The following is a 15,881-nucleotide window of genomic DNA, read 5'->3' on the forward strand; positions in this document are numbered from 1 at the left end:
CAAACCATCGCGGCGCATAAGCGTCGATTGCGCCGCTCGAACGACCGCCGTTCAGCTCCCGCCCGCCGTCGCGGGATCGTCGAAGAAGTAGTCGCGCCACGATTTCGGCTCGTTGCGGATCGCGCCGATCCGATACATGAACTGCGCGAGCTTGAACGTGTTCTGCGGCGCGGTCCTGAACTGCACCTGCGGATTGCGCACGATCTTCAGCAGCAGCGCGCGGTCGATCTTCGAGCCGTTGACGCGGATATAGGCGTCCGCCGCGCGCTCGGGGTCGGCCGCGATCACGCGCGCGGCTTGAGCGAGCGCCGCGACGAACGCGCGATAGGTCTTCGGGTTCTCGTTGCGGAATTTCTCGGTCGCGTAGAGTACGGTCGCCGAACTCGGGCCGCCCAGCACGTCGTATGAATTCAGCACGATGTGCGCGTTCGGATTGCCCGCCAGCTCCTGCTCCTGGAACGGCGGATTGCCGAAGTGGGCGGTGATCGCGCTGCCGTTCGCGAGAATCGCGGCCGTCGCGTCGGGGTGCGGAATCGCCTGCGTGAAACCGTCGAGCTTCGCGTATTGCTTGTCGCCCCACTGCTTCGCGACCGCATACTGCAGCACGCGCGACTGCACGGACACGCCGACGGCCGGCACCGCGATGCGGTCCTTCGCGGTGAAGTCGGCGAGCGTCTTCACGTTCGGATCGTTGCTGACGAGGTAGTACGGCAGGTTGCCGAGCGACGCGACGCCCTTCACGTTCTGCCGGCCATGCGTGCGGTCCCACACCGTCAGCAGCGGGCCGACGCCCGCGCCCGCGATGTCGACCGCGCCGGACAGCAGCGCGTCGTTCACGGCCGCGCCGCCCGACAGGCGCACCCAGTCGACCTTGATGTCGAGGCCCGCCTTGTGGCCTTCCTTCTCGATCAGCTGCTGGTCGCGCGCGACGTTCAGCATCAGGTAGACGACACCGAACTGCTCGGCGATGCGGATCTGCCCTTCGGCGCGCGCGGGCCGCGCGGCCCCGAGGCCCGCGACGGCGAGCGCCGCGACAAGCGTGGTGACGGCCGCACGGCGTGCGGACAGCGTCGTGCGGCCCAGCGCCGCGCGAATCGAGAACGACATCGGAACTCCGGTCGGAAAGATGAAGGCAGGCGTGGAGGCAGAAAGGGGCGCGCCCGTCAGAAGGGCGCGTCGCCCTCGATCGTCGTGCGATACAGCTTGCGGCGCAGGTGGTCCGGCGTGCCGGCCGCGAGATGCATCAGCGCACGGTTGTCCCAGAACACGAGATCGTGGTCGCGCCACACGTGCCGGTACAGATGCTCGGCGCGCACGCTGTGCGCGAACAGTTCGTCGAGCAGCGCGCGGCTTTCGTCTTCGGGCAGGCCGACGATGCGCGTCGTGAAATGCTCGCTGACGAACAGCGCCTTGCGGCCCGTCTCCGGGTGCGTGCGCACGACCGGATGCACGACCGGCTTCACCTGCGCGACCTGCTCGGCGGACAGGTTCGGCCGCCACGGGTTACGCACCTGCAGTTCCGCATAGCGCGCGAGATACGTATGCTCGGCGCGCAGCCCTTCGGCCGCGCGGCGCAGGTGCGCGGGCAGCGTGTCCCACGCGAGATGCATGTTCGCGAACAGCGTGTCGCCGCCTTCGGTCGGCAGCTCCTGCGCGTGCAGCAGCGAGCCGAGGCTCGGCTTTTCCTTGTACGACAGGTCCGAGTGCCAGAATTGGCCGGCGTCGCCGAGGCCGATCGGCCGGCCGTTCTCGACGATGTTCGACACCACCAGCACTTCCGGATGCCCGGCCAGCCCGAACTGGTGCAGCACGTGGATCTGCAGCGGGCCGAAGCGGCGGCTGAACCCGATGTGCTGTTCCGGCGTGATGCGCTGGTCGCGGAACACCAGCACGTGATGGTCGAGATGCGCGCGATGGATGCGGGCGAAGCCTGCATCGTCGAGCGGCTTCGACAGGTCGAGGCCGATCACTTCCGCGCCCAGCGGCCCGTCGAACGCGCGAATCTCGAAGTGTTGCGGCGTCGCGCCCTGCGACGGCTCGGCGGTGTGGGTGGCGATGATGGTCACGAAGCAGGCCCCGTCGAATGCGATGAAAACGCGAATCTACGATCGCACGTCGCAGCCCGTCAACGAAGCATATTCGATACGTTTATCTGCTGAACCGATAAGGATGACTGCTCGAGCATACGCGACGAATGGAATTGGGAACGGCCGCGCAATGCACGCGGCCGTTCCCGTCCCGCGACGTCAACCGCGCCGGCGCGACGCCAGTCTCCTGACGACCGACACCAGCGCATCGACTTCGTCGCACGTGTTGTAGAACGCGAGCGACGGCCGCACGGTCGCTTCGAGTCCGAAGCGGCGCAGGATCGGCTGTGCGCAGTGATGCCCGGAGCGCACCGCGATCCCTTCCTCGTCGAGCGCGTGGCCAACCTCTTCGGTCGCGTAGCCCTTCAGCACGAACGACAGCACGCTCGCCTTGTCGCGCGCGGTGCCGACGAGCCGCACGCCCGGCACCGGCGCGAGCACGCTCGTCGCATACGCGAGCAGGTCGTGCTCGTAGCGCGCGATGCGCTCGATGCCGACGCGGCTCACGTAGTCGAGCGCGGCGCCAAGCCCCACCGCGTCCGCGATGTTGCCGGTGCCCGCCTCGAAGCGGTTCGGCGGCGGCTGGAACACGGTGCGATCGAACGTGACGTCCGCGATCATGTTGCCGCCGCCCTGCCACGGCGGCATGTCGTCGAGGATCGCGCGCTTCGCGTAGACGACGCCGATGCCCGTCGGGCCGTAGATCTTGTGGCCCGAGAACACGAAGAAGTCCGCGTCGAGCGCCTGCACGTCGACCGGCATGTGCGAGATCGACTGCGCGCCGTCGACGAGCGCCTTCGCGCCCGCGCGATGCGCGAGCTCGACGATCTCCCGCACCGGCACGACCGTGCCGAGCGCGTTCGACACCTGCGTGACGGACACGAGCTTCGTGCGGCTGCCGAGCAGCTTGCGGTATTCGTCGAGCCTCACCTGGCCCGAGTCGTCGACCGGAATCACGCGCAGCTTCGCGCCCGTCTGCGCGGCGAGCTGCTGCCACGGCACGATGTTCGCGTGATGCTCGAGATGCGACACGACGATCTCGTCGCCCTCGCCGACGTTCTGCACGCCCCACGTCTTCGCGATCAGGTTGATCGCCTCGGTCGTGCCGCGCACGAACACGATCTCGTCCGGCGACGCCGCGCCGATGAAGCGCCGCACCGTGTCGCGCGCGTGCTCGTAGGCGTCGGTCGCGCGGCCCGCGAGCGCATGCGCGGCGCGGTGGATATTCGAGTTCTCGTGCGCGTAGAAGTACGCGAGCCGGTCGATCACCGCCTGCGGCTTGTGCGTCGTCGCCGCGTTGTCGAACCAGATCAGCGGCTTGCCGTTCACGCGCTCCTGAAGGATCGGGAAATCGCGGCGGATCGCGTTCACGTCGAACGGCGGATGCGCGCTGCCCGCAAGTGCAGACGGCTCGGCAGCCCGTGCATCGTCGATGAAGTAGCGCGGAGTCGCTCCGTGCGGCGTGGCCGCCGATGCATGCCGGTTCAGCGCCAGCAGCCCGCGCAACGCGTCGTCGCCAGGCAACCCGAACGCCTCCGGCGACGCGACGCCGTTCGTCGGCACGACGATGTCGTGCGGCGTCGCCTGCCAGCCTTGCAGCGTGCCGTCGGTGAAGTAATACGGCGAAGACGCTGCGATGGGCGACGCGTCGTTCACCGCGGCGCTCGCCTGCGGCACGCCGAGCGCCGCGCCGCCGACGCGCGGTTCGAGCGCGGGCGCGATCGCCACGACGCTGTCGGGCAGGCCGTTCTGCGCGGCCGCATGCGGCGCGAGCGCCGGCGCGCGGTTGCCGAGCGACAGCACGTGGGTCGGCGCGGACGGCGCGAGGTTCGCGCCCGCGACCTTGCCCAGCGCCTCGTCCTGCGGCGCGAGGCCCGGCACGCCGGTGCCCGTGCCGCCCGGCCCCGCGAGCGGCGAGCCGGCCGGCGCGGGATTGCTCACCGATGCGAGGATCGGCGCCGCCGCCGGCAGCGCCGACGGCACGCCCCCCACCGCGCCGCTGCCCGCCGACAGCCCGGGCGCGGCCGCCTGCCCCGGCGGCGTCGCGAAGAATTCGGACGCGAGCCGCGCGAGCGTCGCCGGATCGGGCAGGCCGGCCGGCAGCGGCGCATGCGGCAGGTCGCTGCCCGGCAGTCCTGAATTAACGGTAGGTGTCGGGATAGTCATGGTACTTGCCGATTTCGACGTCTTCGAGGACAGCCAGCGCATCCGGCGAATGGACCGCGAGCGAGCAATACAGCGAGATCAGGTACGACGCGATCGCCTGGTTGTTGATCCCCATGAAGCGCACCGACAGCCCGGGCCCCTGCTCGCCCGCGACGCCCGGCTGGTAGAGGCCGACGACGCCCTGCCGCTTGTCGCCGACGCGCAGCAGCAGGATCCTGGTCTTGCCGTCCGCGACCGGCACCTTGTCCGACGGGATCAGCGGAATGCCGCGCCACGTGAGGAACTGCGAGCCGAACAGGCTGACCGTCGGCGGCGGCACGCCGCGCCGCGTGCATTCGCGGCCGAACGCGGCGATCGCGAGCGGATGCGCGAGGAAGAACGCGGGCTCCTTCCATACCTTCGTCAACAGCTCGTCGAGATCGTCCGGCGTCGGCGCGCCCGTCAGCGGGAACACGCGCTGCTCGTCGGCCACGTTCGCGAGCAGACCGTAGTCGGGGTTGTTGATCAGCTGGCTTTCCTGCAGCTCCTTGATCGTCTCGATCGTCAGGCGCAGCTGTTCCTTGATCTGGTCGTGCGGGCTGCTGTAGAGATCGGAGATCCGCGTATGCACGTCGAGCACCGTGCTCACCGCGTTCAGGAAATACTCGCGCGGCTGCTCCACATACGGCACGAACGTGCGCGGCAGCGCGCCCTCGTCTTCGCGTGCCGTGCACGCGGCCCGCACCGCGTCGGGATTCTTCACCTGGTTCAGGCGATAGATGCCGGCCTCGACGGGCACCCATTGCAGCAAGTGAGTGAGCCATCGCGGCGTGATCGTGGAAAGCTGGGGAACGGTCTTGGTGGCATTGGCAAGTTGCCGTGCTGCGTTATCGCCGAGCGCCGTCTGGCCGCTCACTATCGTCGACATAGGTGACTCCGGGGGCTATAAAACCAAAACAGAAATGCTTATCGCGGGAGAGCATTATCGAAACGTCATGCAGGCGGCTCAACATGCTATAGCCGCCAATTCAAAACGACATCGTCACCAAAGCTCGGGATCGTTGATTCGCGACCATGCTTTTTTGCTGGTCCGGCGCGGCGCGCTGCCTCCCACCGATTGACAGGACGGTGGCGCGGAATCCTAAAATTCAATTCCGAAACCAGAACCAAGGGGCCATGATGAGCACTCCTCCGTCCATCATTCCGTGGAACGACGTCTTCGAGCGCTTCAAGAAAATTCTCGACTTCGCGAAGGACGCCACGGATCTGGCGGCCAAATCGTCGATCCTGCTATTGATCATTCCCGGTCTCTCGCTGTGGATCTATCTCGATAGAATCGGCTGGTATTCGCTGTTTCTCGATTCGGTTTCGTCGACGTCCGGTTTGCTGGCATTGCTGATCGGCACACTGCTGCTGGTATCCGTGCTGCTGTTCATCCTGTGCGTTCCGTCGATCTTTCTGCTGTTCTGCATGTCGGTCAACAACGACCTGCGCGTGCTGTCCAAGAGTTCGTCGTTCGTCATTCTCCTGACCGTGCTGTTCTGGATGGCGCTGGTATTCGCCGGATCTATCCTGTTCAAGAGCCTGTCGATTCCGCTCGTCCTGCTCGCCACGTTCGTCTTCTGCGCCGCGGCCGCGCTTGTCGGGTGGCGCATTGACGGCACATCCAGCGGCCAGGGCAAGTGGAAGACCGCCGGAAAATCCGTCGCGCTGTCCGCAATCGTCACCGTCGCCACCATTTCGAGCAGCGCCGCCTTCCTGGCCATCGAATCATTCGCGGGCGACATGAGCACGGACGCCAAGGCGTACCCGGCGCTCGTGGTCCTGCTGCCCCTTACGCTCGCGGGCTTCCTGCCGGGATTGATGGCGATCGGCTCGGTCGCCCGCAACAAGCCGATGACGACTGCCATCAAGTACGTGGCAATCGGCGTCGGCCTCGTGCTCTATGCACTGGTCATGTGGTCCTTTACGTCCTTCTCCACCGGCATCGCCACCCGGACGCTCGAAAAAACGGGGGTCTACAGCGTGACGCCCCAGGACTTCGAGCTGCTCAAGCCGGACGCGCGGGCGAGCCTCGAACACGTCGGCATCGCCGTCACGTCGTCCGGTCTGCCGATCGTCCACGCGTACGTCCGCTACGCGTTCGGCGACATTCGCCTGCTGTGCGCCGACAAATTCGTTCCCGGCATCACCGATGCGCCCGACGACAAATTCTCGAACGACCCGGCCGAGAACAAGAAGGCCCGGGACAAAGCTCGCGAAGCCGGACGCAACTGCGTGATGCTCAAGAAGGACGACATCCGGCCGATCGGCCTGAAGCAGCCGGCCTGAGCCGTCGCGCACGTGACCACTGCGCATCGAACGCTCAACGCGATGCCGCCGCCGACGGATCGCCCGCCGCGCCGCCGGGCGCGAGCAGCAGGCGTGCGATCGACACGTCGAACGCCCGCGCAATCTTGTCGACGGTGACGAGCGACGCGATCGCCTCGCCGCGCTCGATCTCGCCGACATACGAGCGGTTCAGCCCCGCATGCTCGGCGAGCTGCTCCTGCGACCACGTGCGCGCCTCGCGCAGCTTGCGCACCGTGGCGCCGAAGTGCCGGATCAGGTCGCTCATGACGCCGCCTGCGCAACCGGTGCGGCCGCCGTGCGCGACGCCTGCGTCGCTTCGCTGCGCAGCACGGCCTGGGTGACGTTCGCGCCCGGCGGCACGTCCTGCGTGAGCCACACGTTGCCGCCGATCACCGCGCCGCGCCCGATCGTCACGCGGCCGAGGATCGTCGCGCCCGCGTAGATCACGACGTCGTCCTCGACGATGGGATGGCGCGCGAGCCCCTTCTCCAGATGGCCGGCGGCATCGCGCGGGAAGCGCTTCGCTCCAAGCGTGACCGCCTGGTAGACGCGCACGCGCTCGCCGATGATCGCCGTCTCGCCGATCACGACGCCCGTGCCGTGGTCGATGAAGAAGCCGCCGCCGATGCGCGCGCCCGGATGGATGTCGATGCCGGTCTCCGCGTGCGCCTGCTCGGCGATGATGCGCGCGAGCAGCGGCAGGCCGAGCCGGTACAGCTCGTGCGCGAGCCGGTGATGGATCATCGCGAGCACGCCCGGGTAGCACAGCAGCACCTCGTCGACGCTGCCGGCCGCCGGATCGCCGTGAAACGCCGCGAGCACGTCGCTGTCGAGCAGGCGGCGGATCTCCGGCAGCCGCGCGGCGAACGCCTGCACGGCCGCCGACGCCGGATCGTCGACCGGCGCATGAGCGTTGCGCTGGCGCGCCGCGTAGCGCAGCTCCAGCATCACCTGCGCGAGCAGCGCGTTCAGCGCCGCATCGAGCGCATGAGCCACATAGAAGTTCTCGCTTTCCTGGCGCAGGTCGGGCGGGCCGAGCCGCATCGGGAACAGCACGCCTTTCAGCGCGCCGACGATCTGCGCGAGCGCCTCGCGCGCCGGCAGGTCGCGCCCGCCGGGCTCGAGCGAGCGCCGCTGTTTCTCGCGCCACGCGCGGCGCACGTCCTGCAGCGATCGGACGATGTCGTCGATTTCGAATGCGGCCACTGTTGCTTCTCCCCGTTTCCCGTCCGGCCGCGCCTCAGTCCTGCGCCCACGGCAGGCCGCGAAAGCGCCAGCCGTTCTGGCCGCCGCGGCGCTGCTTCGCGTCCAGGTCGCCCTCGAATCCTTCGAGGACGTTGAACACCTGCGTGAAGCCCGCCTTCGCCGCCGCTTCCGCGGCCTGCGCCGAGCGGTTGCCGCTGCGGCACAGCAGCAGGACCCGCGCGTCCTTGCCGGTCTTCGCTTCCAGCTCGCGCACGAAGCGCGGGTTGCGCGTCAGGCTCGTGCCGGTCGCCCACGGCACGTGCAGCGAGTCCGGCACATGGCCGACGAATTTGCGCTCTTCCGCGGTGCGCACGTCGACCAGCAACGCGTCGCCGGCCTTGAACAAGGCCCACGCGATTTCCGGAGCCACGCCGCCCGCGTAGGGCGTGCCGGCCGCTGCGGCTGCCGCGCGAGCGTCGTCGAGCGCCTGTTGCGCGGCGGTTCGTTCTTCCAATGCAAACGTCATGACGCTTCCTTGTCGATTCGTTCGATCCGATAAACCGGGAAAGGCGGCCGGTGCAGCTTGCCTGCTGTCTATAGCCGTCAGCGCCACTATGCGAGCGCGGCACGCGAAGCAGAACCAATAAAAACTCATTTCCAAATCAGGGCCGCGCGAAATGCAAACGCGAACGCCCGCTATCGGGCGGGTGGGTGGCTGGATCGGGTTCGAAAAGGGAGGTGACGGGTCACGCCGGCGCCGCAACGCCGGGGTATCGGTGTGGAATGCGGATGGGGGGACCGTCGATATGCAGCACGTCGCGCATCGACGTCGATGGGCCGCCGCGCCCCGCGCACGGCGGCGCCGTGTTCGCTCAGTGCGCGTCCTGCCGCACGCGCTGCGCGGCCGCGATGATCGCGTCGGCCACGGCCTTCGGCTGGCTGAGCATCGCGACATGGCTGCCGTTCACGCGCGTCACCGTCGCGCCGATGCGCTTTGCCATCGTTTCCTGCAACGTCGGGTCGATCATCCGGTCCTGCGTCGCGACGACGTAGGACGACGGCTTCGCGTGCCACGCGGCCTGCGCGACCTTCTCGTCGATACAGCCGCCGAACCACGGCCCCTGCGTCGCCGCCACGATGCGCTGCTGCACGGGCGGCAGATCGGGCGCGAAGTCCTGCGCGATGGCCTGGTCCGACAGCCGTGCAAAGCCGGCCGCGTCCTTGCGCAGCTCGCCCGCCCACGACGGCGGCGGCAGCCCTTGCGTGACGTCGGCGATCGACTGGCCGCTGTCGGGCGCGAACGCCGCGACGTAGACGAGCGACTTCACCTTGTCGTCGTTGCCGGCTTCGCTGATCACGACACCGGCCCACGAATGGCCGACCAGCACGACCGGCCCCTGCTGCTGGTCGATCACACGCTTGGCCGCGGCCGTATCGTCGGCGAGCGAGCTCAGCGGGTTCTGCACGGACACGACGTGCAGGCCGCGCGCCTCGAGTAGCGGAATCACCCGGTTCCAGCTCGAACCGTCGGCGAACGCGCCGTGCACGAGGACGACATTGGTGCCTTTCAGGTCGGCCTGCGGCGCGGCATGGGCTGTCGCCGTGCCGAACAGTCCGCCGAGCACCGCGGCGGAGATGAGAATCCGTTGCATCAAACCAACCATGGTCATGGTCCTTTCGGTCGTGTTGTTCACATGAAGTCCTGCGATTGCCGCCGCGCTGTCGGGATGTGGCGAAGGCGGCGGCACGGCAACGGATCAGGAATGCGCGTAGAGGTCATCGGACGGGATTGCGTCGTGGTGCGTGGCGCGCGCCTGCGTCATGTCGCGATGCCGAACCGGCGACGGCGTGTCAGCCACGTTGTCGCCGGCCGACTTCGACGGGCCGTTCTGGTCGGACTGTGCGACCCGCAGCGTGGCGGCGGCAACGTCGTCCGGGTAATGCGGTTCGCTGCGGGCCGGGTTGTAGCCGGCCTGCTCCAGCCGGACCAGTTCGGCGCGCACGTCGGCGCGCGTGAGGCCGTGCCCGGCATCCGCGAAGGACAGCGCGGGGACGATGGCAAGTGCGGCAGCGGCAAGGATTCGGGCGGTTTTCATGAGCGTTCTCCTGAAGGAAAGTTCGTGTGTCGATCATTCGGCATCCGATGCAACAACGCATATCGAATGCTTGCTGCATGTCGACAGTAGAACCCGCCAACGTATCCGGCATGTTTCCGCAACAGCGGCCGGGTGCATGCCAGTTTTTCCAGGACGGCCGCAGATACAGTGCGATACAAAATCGTGCGCCGCGCCGAAACGGCAAAAAAGAGTTCGTCGCGGACTTCCGGGGAACGCGGGGCAGACCCTCGGCGTTCGGCCATAAAGCGACACTTCGGTGTGGTTGTCGAATGGCAGTTCGTGGATCTTTTTCAGCCGCTATGTGCGAAGTGGCGACTACGATGACGGTCAGGATGAACGTTCACCTCTTCGAGGCGAATGATTCGCCTGCATCGTTCAAGCTATCGACTATGCGGTTGATTGATCAACGCGCAAATGACGTTTTTCCCTCATTGAAGGCCGAATGGCTCAATTCGAGGTTTTTCCGTAAAATACGCCTTTGTCGGGTTTTCAGCCAACTGGTTCGTTATGCATCGAATTGGATTCTTCGTCTGCCACGGGCACGATGTTCTTGATCTCGGTGGACCACTTTCGGCCTTTAATCAAGTGGCGACAGCCGCTGGCCATACCCCCTATGATCTTCATGTAATCTCGCAGCCTGGAGGCCCGGTTCTTGGCAATTCGGGCCTTCCGATCGAGACAAAGCCGATCGGGAGGCGCACGTTTGACACCGTTGTGTTCGTGGGCGGTGATATAGATCCGATGCAGGCATCGGAGAACATCGCCGCTGCCAAGAAATTGAGCGCCAAAGCCTTGCGGGTGGCAAGCGTGTGTACAGGGGCATTCTTGCTTGCGGAAACCGGCTTGCTGGACGGCCGGCGAGCAACGACGCACTGGCAATACGCGGCTCGATTGCAGTCGCGCTTCCCTCTCACCAAGGTCGAGGGCGATAGTATCTATATAGCGGACGGCCGCATTTGGACGTCGGCGGGCATCGCCTCCGGAATAGACCTGGCGCTCGCCATGATTGAAAGAGACATGGGTCCGGAAATGGCGCGCGCTGTCTCCAGGCTTCTGGTCGTTCCGTATCGTCGACCAGGAGGTCAGTCCCAATTCTCTGCGATGTCGCAAATGGAGCCGGAATCGGATCGTATCCGCATCGCGCTGAATTTTGCCAGGGAACATTTGGCTGAAGCGCTGCCTGTCGAACGACTCGCCGATGCGGCGAGATTAAGTCTGCGACAGTTTGGACGAGCATTTCGTCGAGAAACCGGTGAGACGCCTGCCAAGGCGGTCGAGCGTTTGCGAGTTGAAGCTGCGCGGCTGCGCCTGCAGGATGGTAGCGAACCAATCGAACAGATTGCTCTGGCCGTGGGATTCACGGATCCGGAGCGGATGCGGCGGGCATTTGTCAAATTGCACGGACACCCGCCGCAATCGATCCGGCGCCAGAGCAGGTTGAACGGTAAGAGCTGATCGATAGACGGCCCATCAGCTCACCCTTGGCCTGTGTCTGCCTAACGGCTCACCGGCGCTTTCGGTACGTGATTATCGACTTCTCATCGGACGCTCAACGGCCGTCAGATTTTAGGGGAGCGTAATCATTCCAGATGTCTCGATGCAACTTCCAGGCACCGTCCTGCTTCAGGAAGATCAGGATCTGCTTGCCGCGGTATTTGAGCTTTCCACCGTGGTCGCGGATTTCCGCATCCGAAACCTCCGTCACGATCCGATCATTGCCGTAGAACTCGTAATTGCTGAACGATACGGTACCAGGCGCTGATCCGGCATATCCCTTGGTGAAGTACTCGGCGATCGCGCCGCCCCCCGTCACTTTGTCACCACCGGGCGGCAAGAGGGTGCCATCGTTCGTATAGAGGCGGCCTATCGCCTCGTAGTCCCCTCGCCCAAAGGCTTCTGCCCATCGCGCGTTCTCGGCTTTGATGGCCGCGTCGGGCGGACGTTGAAAACCGCCGGCAGTTGCCGGCGCCGCAAAGGTTAAAAAGGAGACGCAGACTGCAAGAACAGCAGTACAAAAACGGATCTGTTGCATCTTGTGACTTCCGATCGTGGTTTGAATTGAAGAGGGCTGCACCCTTGCGCAGATGGAGCAGGCAATGTCGGTTGCGGCCTTCATCAGGGCCTGCACGTGGCTTCGCCAACATTGCCTGCAGGCGTTTCAGCGAACGCCCGGGATTCGTGCGAGACCTCTGGATGCTCCGGGTAGTTCTTTGTCGACCATCGCGATTACCTCCGGCCGCGCGTCTCTAGGATGACCGGAACGGAACGGCGGAGCGGGATCATATTCGATCGCGAGTTGTGTGAATTCGGCGGCCTGTTGGCCGCGCAGCTTCGCCGCAACGCGAAGTGCGAAGTCGATGCCCGCCGTCACGCCACCGCCGCTCATGAACCGGCCGTGGTCGTCTTCGACGAAGCGATCCGGAACGGGGATGGCGCCATATTCAGACAGCTTGTTGACGAACGCCCAATGACAGGCACTTCGCTTGCCTTTGAGAACGCCCGTCGCGGCAAGCACGAGCGATCCGTTGCAAACCGACGTAATATGCTTGGCGCTTTCCGCCAGACGCCGGATCTGAGCTTGATACTCCGGGCGCATCGGCGCCGACAAATCAGACCCGCCGGGAACCAGGATCAGGTCAGTTTTCTCAATATCGGCCAACCGTTCGGTCTTGCCATAGACGACCCCGAATTCGAGCGTCACGTTGCCCCCATTGAGACTCGCGTAGCGAACGTTCGTATTCGGTAGCCGGTGAAAAATCTCGCTGGGGCCAGCGAAATCAAGAAGCGTACCTCCGTCGTAATTCACGATCAGAATATTGAGGGGATCACGCGGAGCCGACTTCCCCTTGCTGTCTGCCTGCGCAAAAGCAGGTGTGGCGTGACCAAGCAACGCTCCGCCACCCATGACGGCGCCGAGCGTGGCGACGCTTCCAAACTTGAGAACATCTCGACGGGAATGACCTGCTTTGGTGAGTTTCTCGCTAGAGGCGTTGTTTTTGCTATGGTCGGTCAAGTTAATCTCTCCTTGCACTCGGGCCCCCTCTGCAAGCACAACCAGGTTGGCCAGATTGAGAAAACACCACGACGAAAAGCGTGGCGGACATGAGATCAGGATGTGGATGAGCCGGGACGACGTGTCGGGCTCTGGAATCGGGAATCGCAGGCTTAAAGCTGCGAGGCACCGCCGTCGACGATCAGTTCGGTGCCGACAACGTAGGAGGATTCGTCGCTGGCGAGATAGAGTGCCGCGTAGGCAACGTCCTCGGCCTTGCCCATGTAGCCCACCGGAATAGCTTCGGCGAACTCGGCCTTACGGTCGCGAACCCATTCGTCGGACATGCCCCACTTGGTGATCAGAGGCGTGTTCATCGCGCCGGGTGCGATCGCGTTGAAGCGAATTTTCCGGCCGAGAAACTCGTAGGACCAACTACGGGCCAGCGATCGCACGGCGGCCTTCGCCGCCGCAGTCAACGAGATGCCATGCTTGCCGGTCTGCGCGACGAACGATGTATTGAGAATGACCGAGGCGCCCTCCCGCAAGTCCGGCAGCACCGCCTGAAGCGTAAACACCACGCCCTTGACGTTGATGTCCATGATCTCGCTATAGAGTTCGTCGTCGATGTCGTTGACTGCGGACGGGAAAGCCCAGCCAGCGTTGGCGAACACGACATCCAAGCCGCCGAACTTCTCTTTTACCTGCGCGGCGATCGCTCGCATGTCCTTGATCGAACGTACGTCGCCCTTGAGAACGACCGCATTCTCGCCAAGTTCGGCCTTCACACGCTCAAACACGGCATCATCGCGACCAGTGACCGCCACTCGGGCGCCTTCTGCAATGAACAGCTTGGCGGTTGCAAGACCGATGCCACTGGTGCCACCCGTGATTAAAACCGACTTGTTCTTGAGCCTCATCTTCTATTCCTTTCCAAGTTGTGATTGATCAGGCCGGAAGTTCAAAACGCAATCGCGTTTGTGCGCTGTTCCCTGCTTGATCTTCCACGCGAAGTATGGAACTTGAAGCGAATGGCTCAAAGGTCGTATATCCCTCAAAAAACGCCAATCAATCTGACCTGGTGGCCAGCGCACCTCGGCGTTTAGTGGTGGCATCACACGTCGGTGCAGTTCCCGTGCAGCCTCAGGCTCACGCGGCGTCTAGTGTGTTGCATCGACCGGTTGAATCCGCCGTCGGCAAGCGACACCCGCGTTCATATAAGAACCCAAAAGACGTGTCGCAAGCGGCAGGCCCTTCGTTCGCGCATCGCGTCACGGCGTCACGGCGCGAGCCGCGTGAACACGTAATCACGGTCCTTCACGCGCGCCTGATGACACGCGAAGCAGGTCTGATGCTGACCGATGTCCGCCGGCACGCCGTTGACGAAGCGCCCGAAGCCCCAGCCGCCGGTCGCCGCGTAGCGGCGTGAGTCCTTCACCATCACCTGCACGGTCGTCGCCTGCCCCGGCACCGTCGCCGGCGGGAATTCCTCCGACTGCTTCCGTTTGTACGCCAGCTTGACGAGGATCGTGCCGTCCGGAAACGGCAGCGTCGCCTGCTCGAGCGCGCGGATCGCGACCGGATTGCCGAGCACCACGCGCAATTCGTCGAGCGGCGCGGCTTCCTCGGCCGGCGCGACCATTTCCCATTTCCGGTAGCCGGGCGGAATCGTCACGCCGTAGATCGGCGACGCGGCCGGCTTCGTCGGTTCCGCGAACGCGGCCGGGCCATTCGCCCCCAGCGCGGCCAGCAGCAGCACGCCCGCACAGCATGCGCGAACCCGATCGCGACGCATCACACCCGTTCCCGCCCGCATCACAGATGCTCCACTTGCAGGATCGCATCGGCGAACGCCTGCGGCGCCTCCTGCGGCAGGTTGTGGCCGATGCCGCCGCTGATCGTGCGATGCTGGTATTTGCCGGTGAACTTCTTCGCGTACGCGGCCGGTTCCGGATGCGGCGCGCCGTTCGCGTCGCCTTCCATCGTGATCGTCGGCACCGTGATTGCAGGCCCCGCTGCGAGACGCCGCTCGAGGTCGTCGTATTGCGCCTCGCCCTTCGCGAGCCCGAGACGCCAGCGGTAGTTATGGATCACGACGGCCACGTGATCGGGATTCCGGAACGACGCTGCCGAGCGTGCGTAGGCCGCGTCGTCGAACTGCCATTTCGGCGACGCGAGCTGCCAGATCAGCTTGTTGAACGCGTCGCGGTTCTGCGCGTAGCCGAGCGCGCCGCGCTCGGTCGAGAAATAGAACTGATACCACCACTGGAATTCGGCCTGCGGCGGCAGCGGCTTCCGGTTCGCCTCCTGGCTGCCGATCAGGTAGCCGCTCACCGACACCAGCGCCTTCACGCGCTGCGGCCACAGCGCCGCGATGATGTCGGCCGTGCGCGCGCCCCAGTCGTAGCCGCCGAACACGGCCTGGTCGATCTTCAGCGCGTCCATCAGCGCGACGATGTCGACGGCCGTCACCGCCTGCTGGCCGTTGCGCGGCGTGTCGGCCGAGCGGAACGTCGTCGGGCCGTAGCCGCGCAGGTACGGGACGATCACGCGATAGCCGGCCGCCGCGAGCAGCGGCGCGACTTCGGCGTAGCTCTGGATGTCGTAGGGCCAGCCGTGCAGCAGGAACACGACGGGGCCGTGCTTCGGTCCCACGTCCGCATATCCGACGTTGAGCACGCCCGCGTCGATCTGGTGGATCGTGCCGAACGACGCGCCGCCGGCTGCGCGCTTCGCCGTCGACGCAGCGGGCGGCGCTTCCGCGCGGGCGAGGTTGCCGAAACCCAGGTCCGCCAGGCTCAGGCCGGCCAGCGTCGTGCCCAGGATCAGGCGGCGTCGGGTGTTCACGGTGTCAGGCATGACTCGTTCTCCATTGTGGATCGCTGAGGGAAGTGCCCGCTGCGACGGCACGGGCGCGCTGAAAATTTCGTTCGCGAAACCGGCGCCGATGAGCCGGCGCCGTCACGCGAAACGCTTCACTGACGTTATATCCGAGCCGGCCGG

16 protein-coding genes are annotated in these 15,881 nt (G+C 65.5%); 2 read left to right on the top strand and 14 right to left on the bottom strand.

What is annotated here, in order from left to right; all coding sequences use genetic code 11:
- Positions 1–51: 51 nt before the first annotated feature.
- The 4 genes from ACFIMZ_RS32355 to ACFIMZ_RS32370 form a co-directional block, all read right to left on the bottom strand.
- The gene (locus ACFIMZ_RS32355) at positions 52–1,107 is read right to left on the bottom strand and encodes an ABC transporter substrate-binding protein (RefSeq protein ID WP_431823506.1); all 1,056 of its coding nucleotides are present in this window, start codon (positions 1,105–1,107) and stop codon (positions 52–54) included.
- A gap of 56 nt (positions 1,108–1,163) precedes the next feature.
- On the bottom strand, positions 1,164–2,066 hold the full coding sequence (locus tag ACFIMZ_RS32360; RefSeq protein WP_431823507.1) for a TauD/TfdA dioxygenase family protein: 903 nt from the start codon (positions 2,064–2,066) through the stop codon (positions 1,164–1,166).
- A 180-nt stretch (positions 2,067–2,246) separates the two neighbouring features.
- Positions 2,247–4,253: a family 2A encapsulin nanocompartment cargo protein cysteine desulfurase gene (locus ACFIMZ_RS32365; protein ID WP_431823508.1), complete on the bottom strand. Its 2,007-nt coding sequence runs from the start codon at positions 4,251–4,253 to the stop codon at positions 2,247–2,249.
- Positions 4,228–5,160, bottom strand: coding sequence for a family 2A encapsulin nanocompartment shell protein (locus tag ACFIMZ_RS32370; RefSeq protein ID WP_431823509.1), 933 nt, complete (start codon positions 5,158–5,160; stop codon positions 4,228–4,230). Before ACFIMZ_RS32370 ends, ACFIMZ_RS32365 begins: the two co-directional genes overlap by 26 nt.
- Positions 5,161–5,306: 146 nt before the next feature.
- On the opposite strand from ACFIMZ_RS32370, the gene ACFIMZ_RS32375 reads away from it, so the two are divergent.
- Entirely contained in the window at positions 5,307–6,563 is a 1,257-nt protein-coding gene (locus ACFIMZ_RS32375; RefSeq protein ID WP_431823510.1) for a hypothetical protein, read from the top strand.
- A gap of 34 nt (positions 6,564–6,597) precedes the next feature.
- Here the strand turns inward: ACFIMZ_RS32375 and ACFIMZ_RS32380 are convergent, their stop codons facing one another.
- From ACFIMZ_RS32380 to ACFIMZ_RS32400, 5 genes are all read right to left on the bottom strand, one after another.
- Positions 6,598–6,849 carry a helix-turn-helix domain-containing protein gene (locus ACFIMZ_RS32380; RefSeq protein WP_431823511.1) on the bottom strand — a complete coding sequence of 84 codons (252 nt, stop codon included), beginning with the start codon at positions 6,847–6,849 and terminating at the stop codon, positions 6,598–6,600.
- The gene (epsC, locus tag ACFIMZ_RS32385; protein WP_431823512.1) at positions 6,846–7,790 is read right to left on the bottom strand and encodes a serine O-acetyltransferase EpsC; all 945 of its coding nucleotides are present in this window, start codon (positions 7,788–7,790) and stop codon (positions 6,846–6,848) included. The genes ACFIMZ_RS32380 and epsC overlap by 4 nt, the downstream gene beginning before the upstream one ends.
- Before the next feature lie 34 nt (positions 7,791–7,824).
- On the bottom strand, positions 7,825–8,295 hold the full coding sequence (locus ACFIMZ_RS32390) for a rhodanese-like domain-containing protein (protein WP_431823513.1): 471 nt from the start codon (positions 8,293–8,295) through the stop codon (positions 7,825–7,827).
- Positions 8,296–8,641: 346 nt separating this feature from the next.
- The gene (locus ACFIMZ_RS32395; protein ID WP_431823514.1) at positions 8,642–9,433 is read right to left on the bottom strand and encodes an alpha/beta fold hydrolase; all 792 of its coding nucleotides are present in this window, start codon (positions 9,431–9,433) and stop codon (positions 8,642–8,644) included.
- Positions 9,434–9,526: 93 nt separating this feature from the next.
- On the bottom strand, positions 9,527–9,865 hold the full coding sequence (locus ACFIMZ_RS32400; protein WP_431823515.1) for a DUF4148 domain-containing protein: 339 nt from the start codon (positions 9,863–9,865) through the stop codon (positions 9,527–9,529).
- A gap of 528 nt (positions 9,866–10,393) precedes the next feature.
- Here ACFIMZ_RS32400 and ACFIMZ_RS32405 point away from each other — a divergent pair.
- Positions 10,394–11,341: a GlxA family transcriptional regulator gene (locus ACFIMZ_RS32405; protein ID WP_431823516.1), complete on the top strand. Its 948-nt coding sequence runs from the start codon at positions 10,394–10,396 to the stop codon at positions 11,339–11,341.
- 94 nt (positions 11,342–11,435) lie between these two features.
- Here ACFIMZ_RS32405 and ACFIMZ_RS32410 read toward each other — a convergent pair whose 3' ends face one another.
- From ACFIMZ_RS32410 to ACFIMZ_RS32430, 5 genes are all read right to left on the bottom strand, one after another.
- Positions 11,436–11,918: a YybH family protein gene (locus tag ACFIMZ_RS32410; RefSeq protein ID WP_431825419.1), complete on the bottom strand. Its 483-nt coding sequence runs from the start codon at positions 11,916–11,918 to the stop codon at positions 11,436–11,438.
- Between the two features lie 126 nt (positions 11,919–12,044).
- On the bottom strand, positions 12,045–12,899 hold the full coding sequence (locus ACFIMZ_RS32415) for a DJ-1/PfpI family protein (protein ID WP_431823517.1): 855 nt from the start codon (positions 12,897–12,899) through the stop codon (positions 12,045–12,047).
- A gap of 152 nt (positions 12,900–13,051) precedes the next feature.
- On the bottom strand, positions 13,052–13,798 hold the full coding sequence (locus ACFIMZ_RS32420) for an SDR family oxidoreductase (protein ID WP_431823518.1): 747 nt from the start codon (positions 13,796–13,798) through the stop codon (positions 13,052–13,054).
- Between the two features lie 359 nt (positions 13,799–14,157).
- Positions 14,158–14,694, bottom strand: a complete 537-nt coding sequence (locus ACFIMZ_RS32425; protein WP_431823519.1) for a cytochrome P460 family protein — start codon at positions 14,692–14,694, stop codon at positions 14,158–14,160.
- Positions 14,694–15,737 (bottom strand): alpha/beta fold hydrolase, encoded by a 1,044-nt coding sequence (locus ACFIMZ_RS32430; protein WP_431823520.1) that lies wholly within the window; start codon positions 15,735–15,737, stop codon positions 14,694–14,696. Before ACFIMZ_RS32430 ends, ACFIMZ_RS32425 begins: the two co-directional genes overlap by 1 nt.
- Positions 15,738–15,881 lie beyond the last annotated feature (144 nt).

The sequence above is a fragment of the Burkholderia sp. F1 genome, assembly GCF_050813845.1.
Classification (GTDB): Bacteria; Pseudomonadota; Gammaproteobacteria; order Burkholderiales; family Burkholderiaceae; genus Burkholderia; species Burkholderia ubonensis.

Coding starts and splice junctions, on each gene's coding strand:
- ACFIMZ_RS32355 (WP_431823506.1), bottom strand. CDS start 1,107: ATGTCGTTCTCGATTCGCGCGGCGCTGGGCCGCACGACGCTGTCCGCA.
- ACFIMZ_RS32365 (WP_431823508.1), bottom strand. CDS start 4,253: ATGACTATCCCGACACCTACCGTTAATTCAGGACTGCCGGGCAGCGAC.
- ACFIMZ_RS32370 (WP_431823509.1), bottom strand. CDS start 5,160: ATGTCGACGATAGTGAGCGGCCAGACGGCGCTCGGCGATAACGCAGCA.
- ACFIMZ_RS32375 (WP_431823510.1), top strand. CDS start 5,307: ATGCTTTTTTGCTGGTCCGGCGCGGCGCGCTGCCTCCCACCGATTGAC.
- ACFIMZ_RS32380 (WP_431823511.1), bottom strand. CDS start 6,849: ATGAGCGACCTGATCCGGCACTTCGGCGCCACGGTGCGCAAGCTGCGC.
- ACFIMZ_RS32390 (WP_431823513.1), bottom strand. CDS start 8,295: ATGACGTTTGCATTGGAAGAACGAACCGCCGCGCAACAGGCGCTCGAC.
- ACFIMZ_RS32395 (WP_431823514.1), bottom strand. CDS start 9,433: ATGGTTGGTTTGATGCAACGGATTCTCATCTCCGCCGCGGTGCTCGGC.
- ACFIMZ_RS32400 (WP_431823515.1), bottom strand. CDS start 9,865: ATGAAAACCGCCCGAATCCTTGCCGCTGCCGCACTTGCCATCGTCCCC.
- ACFIMZ_RS32405 (WP_431823516.1), top strand. CDS start 10,394: ATGCATCGAATTGGATTCTTCGTCTGCCACGGGCACGATGTTCTTGAT.
- ACFIMZ_RS32410 (WP_431825419.1), bottom strand. CDS start 11,918: ATGCAACAGATCCGTTTTTGTACTGCTGTTCTTGCAGTCTGCGTCTCC.
- ACFIMZ_RS32420 (WP_431823518.1), bottom strand. CDS start 13,798: ATGAGGCTCAAGAACAAGTCGGTTTTAATCACGGGTGGCACCAGTGGC.
- ACFIMZ_RS32425 (WP_431823519.1), bottom strand. CDS start 14,694: ATGCGGGCGGGAACGGGTGTGATGCGTCGCGATCGGGTTCGCGCATGC.
- ACFIMZ_RS32430 (WP_431823520.1), bottom strand. CDS start 15,737: ATGCCTGACACCGTGAACACCCGACGCCGCCTGATCCTGGGCACGACG.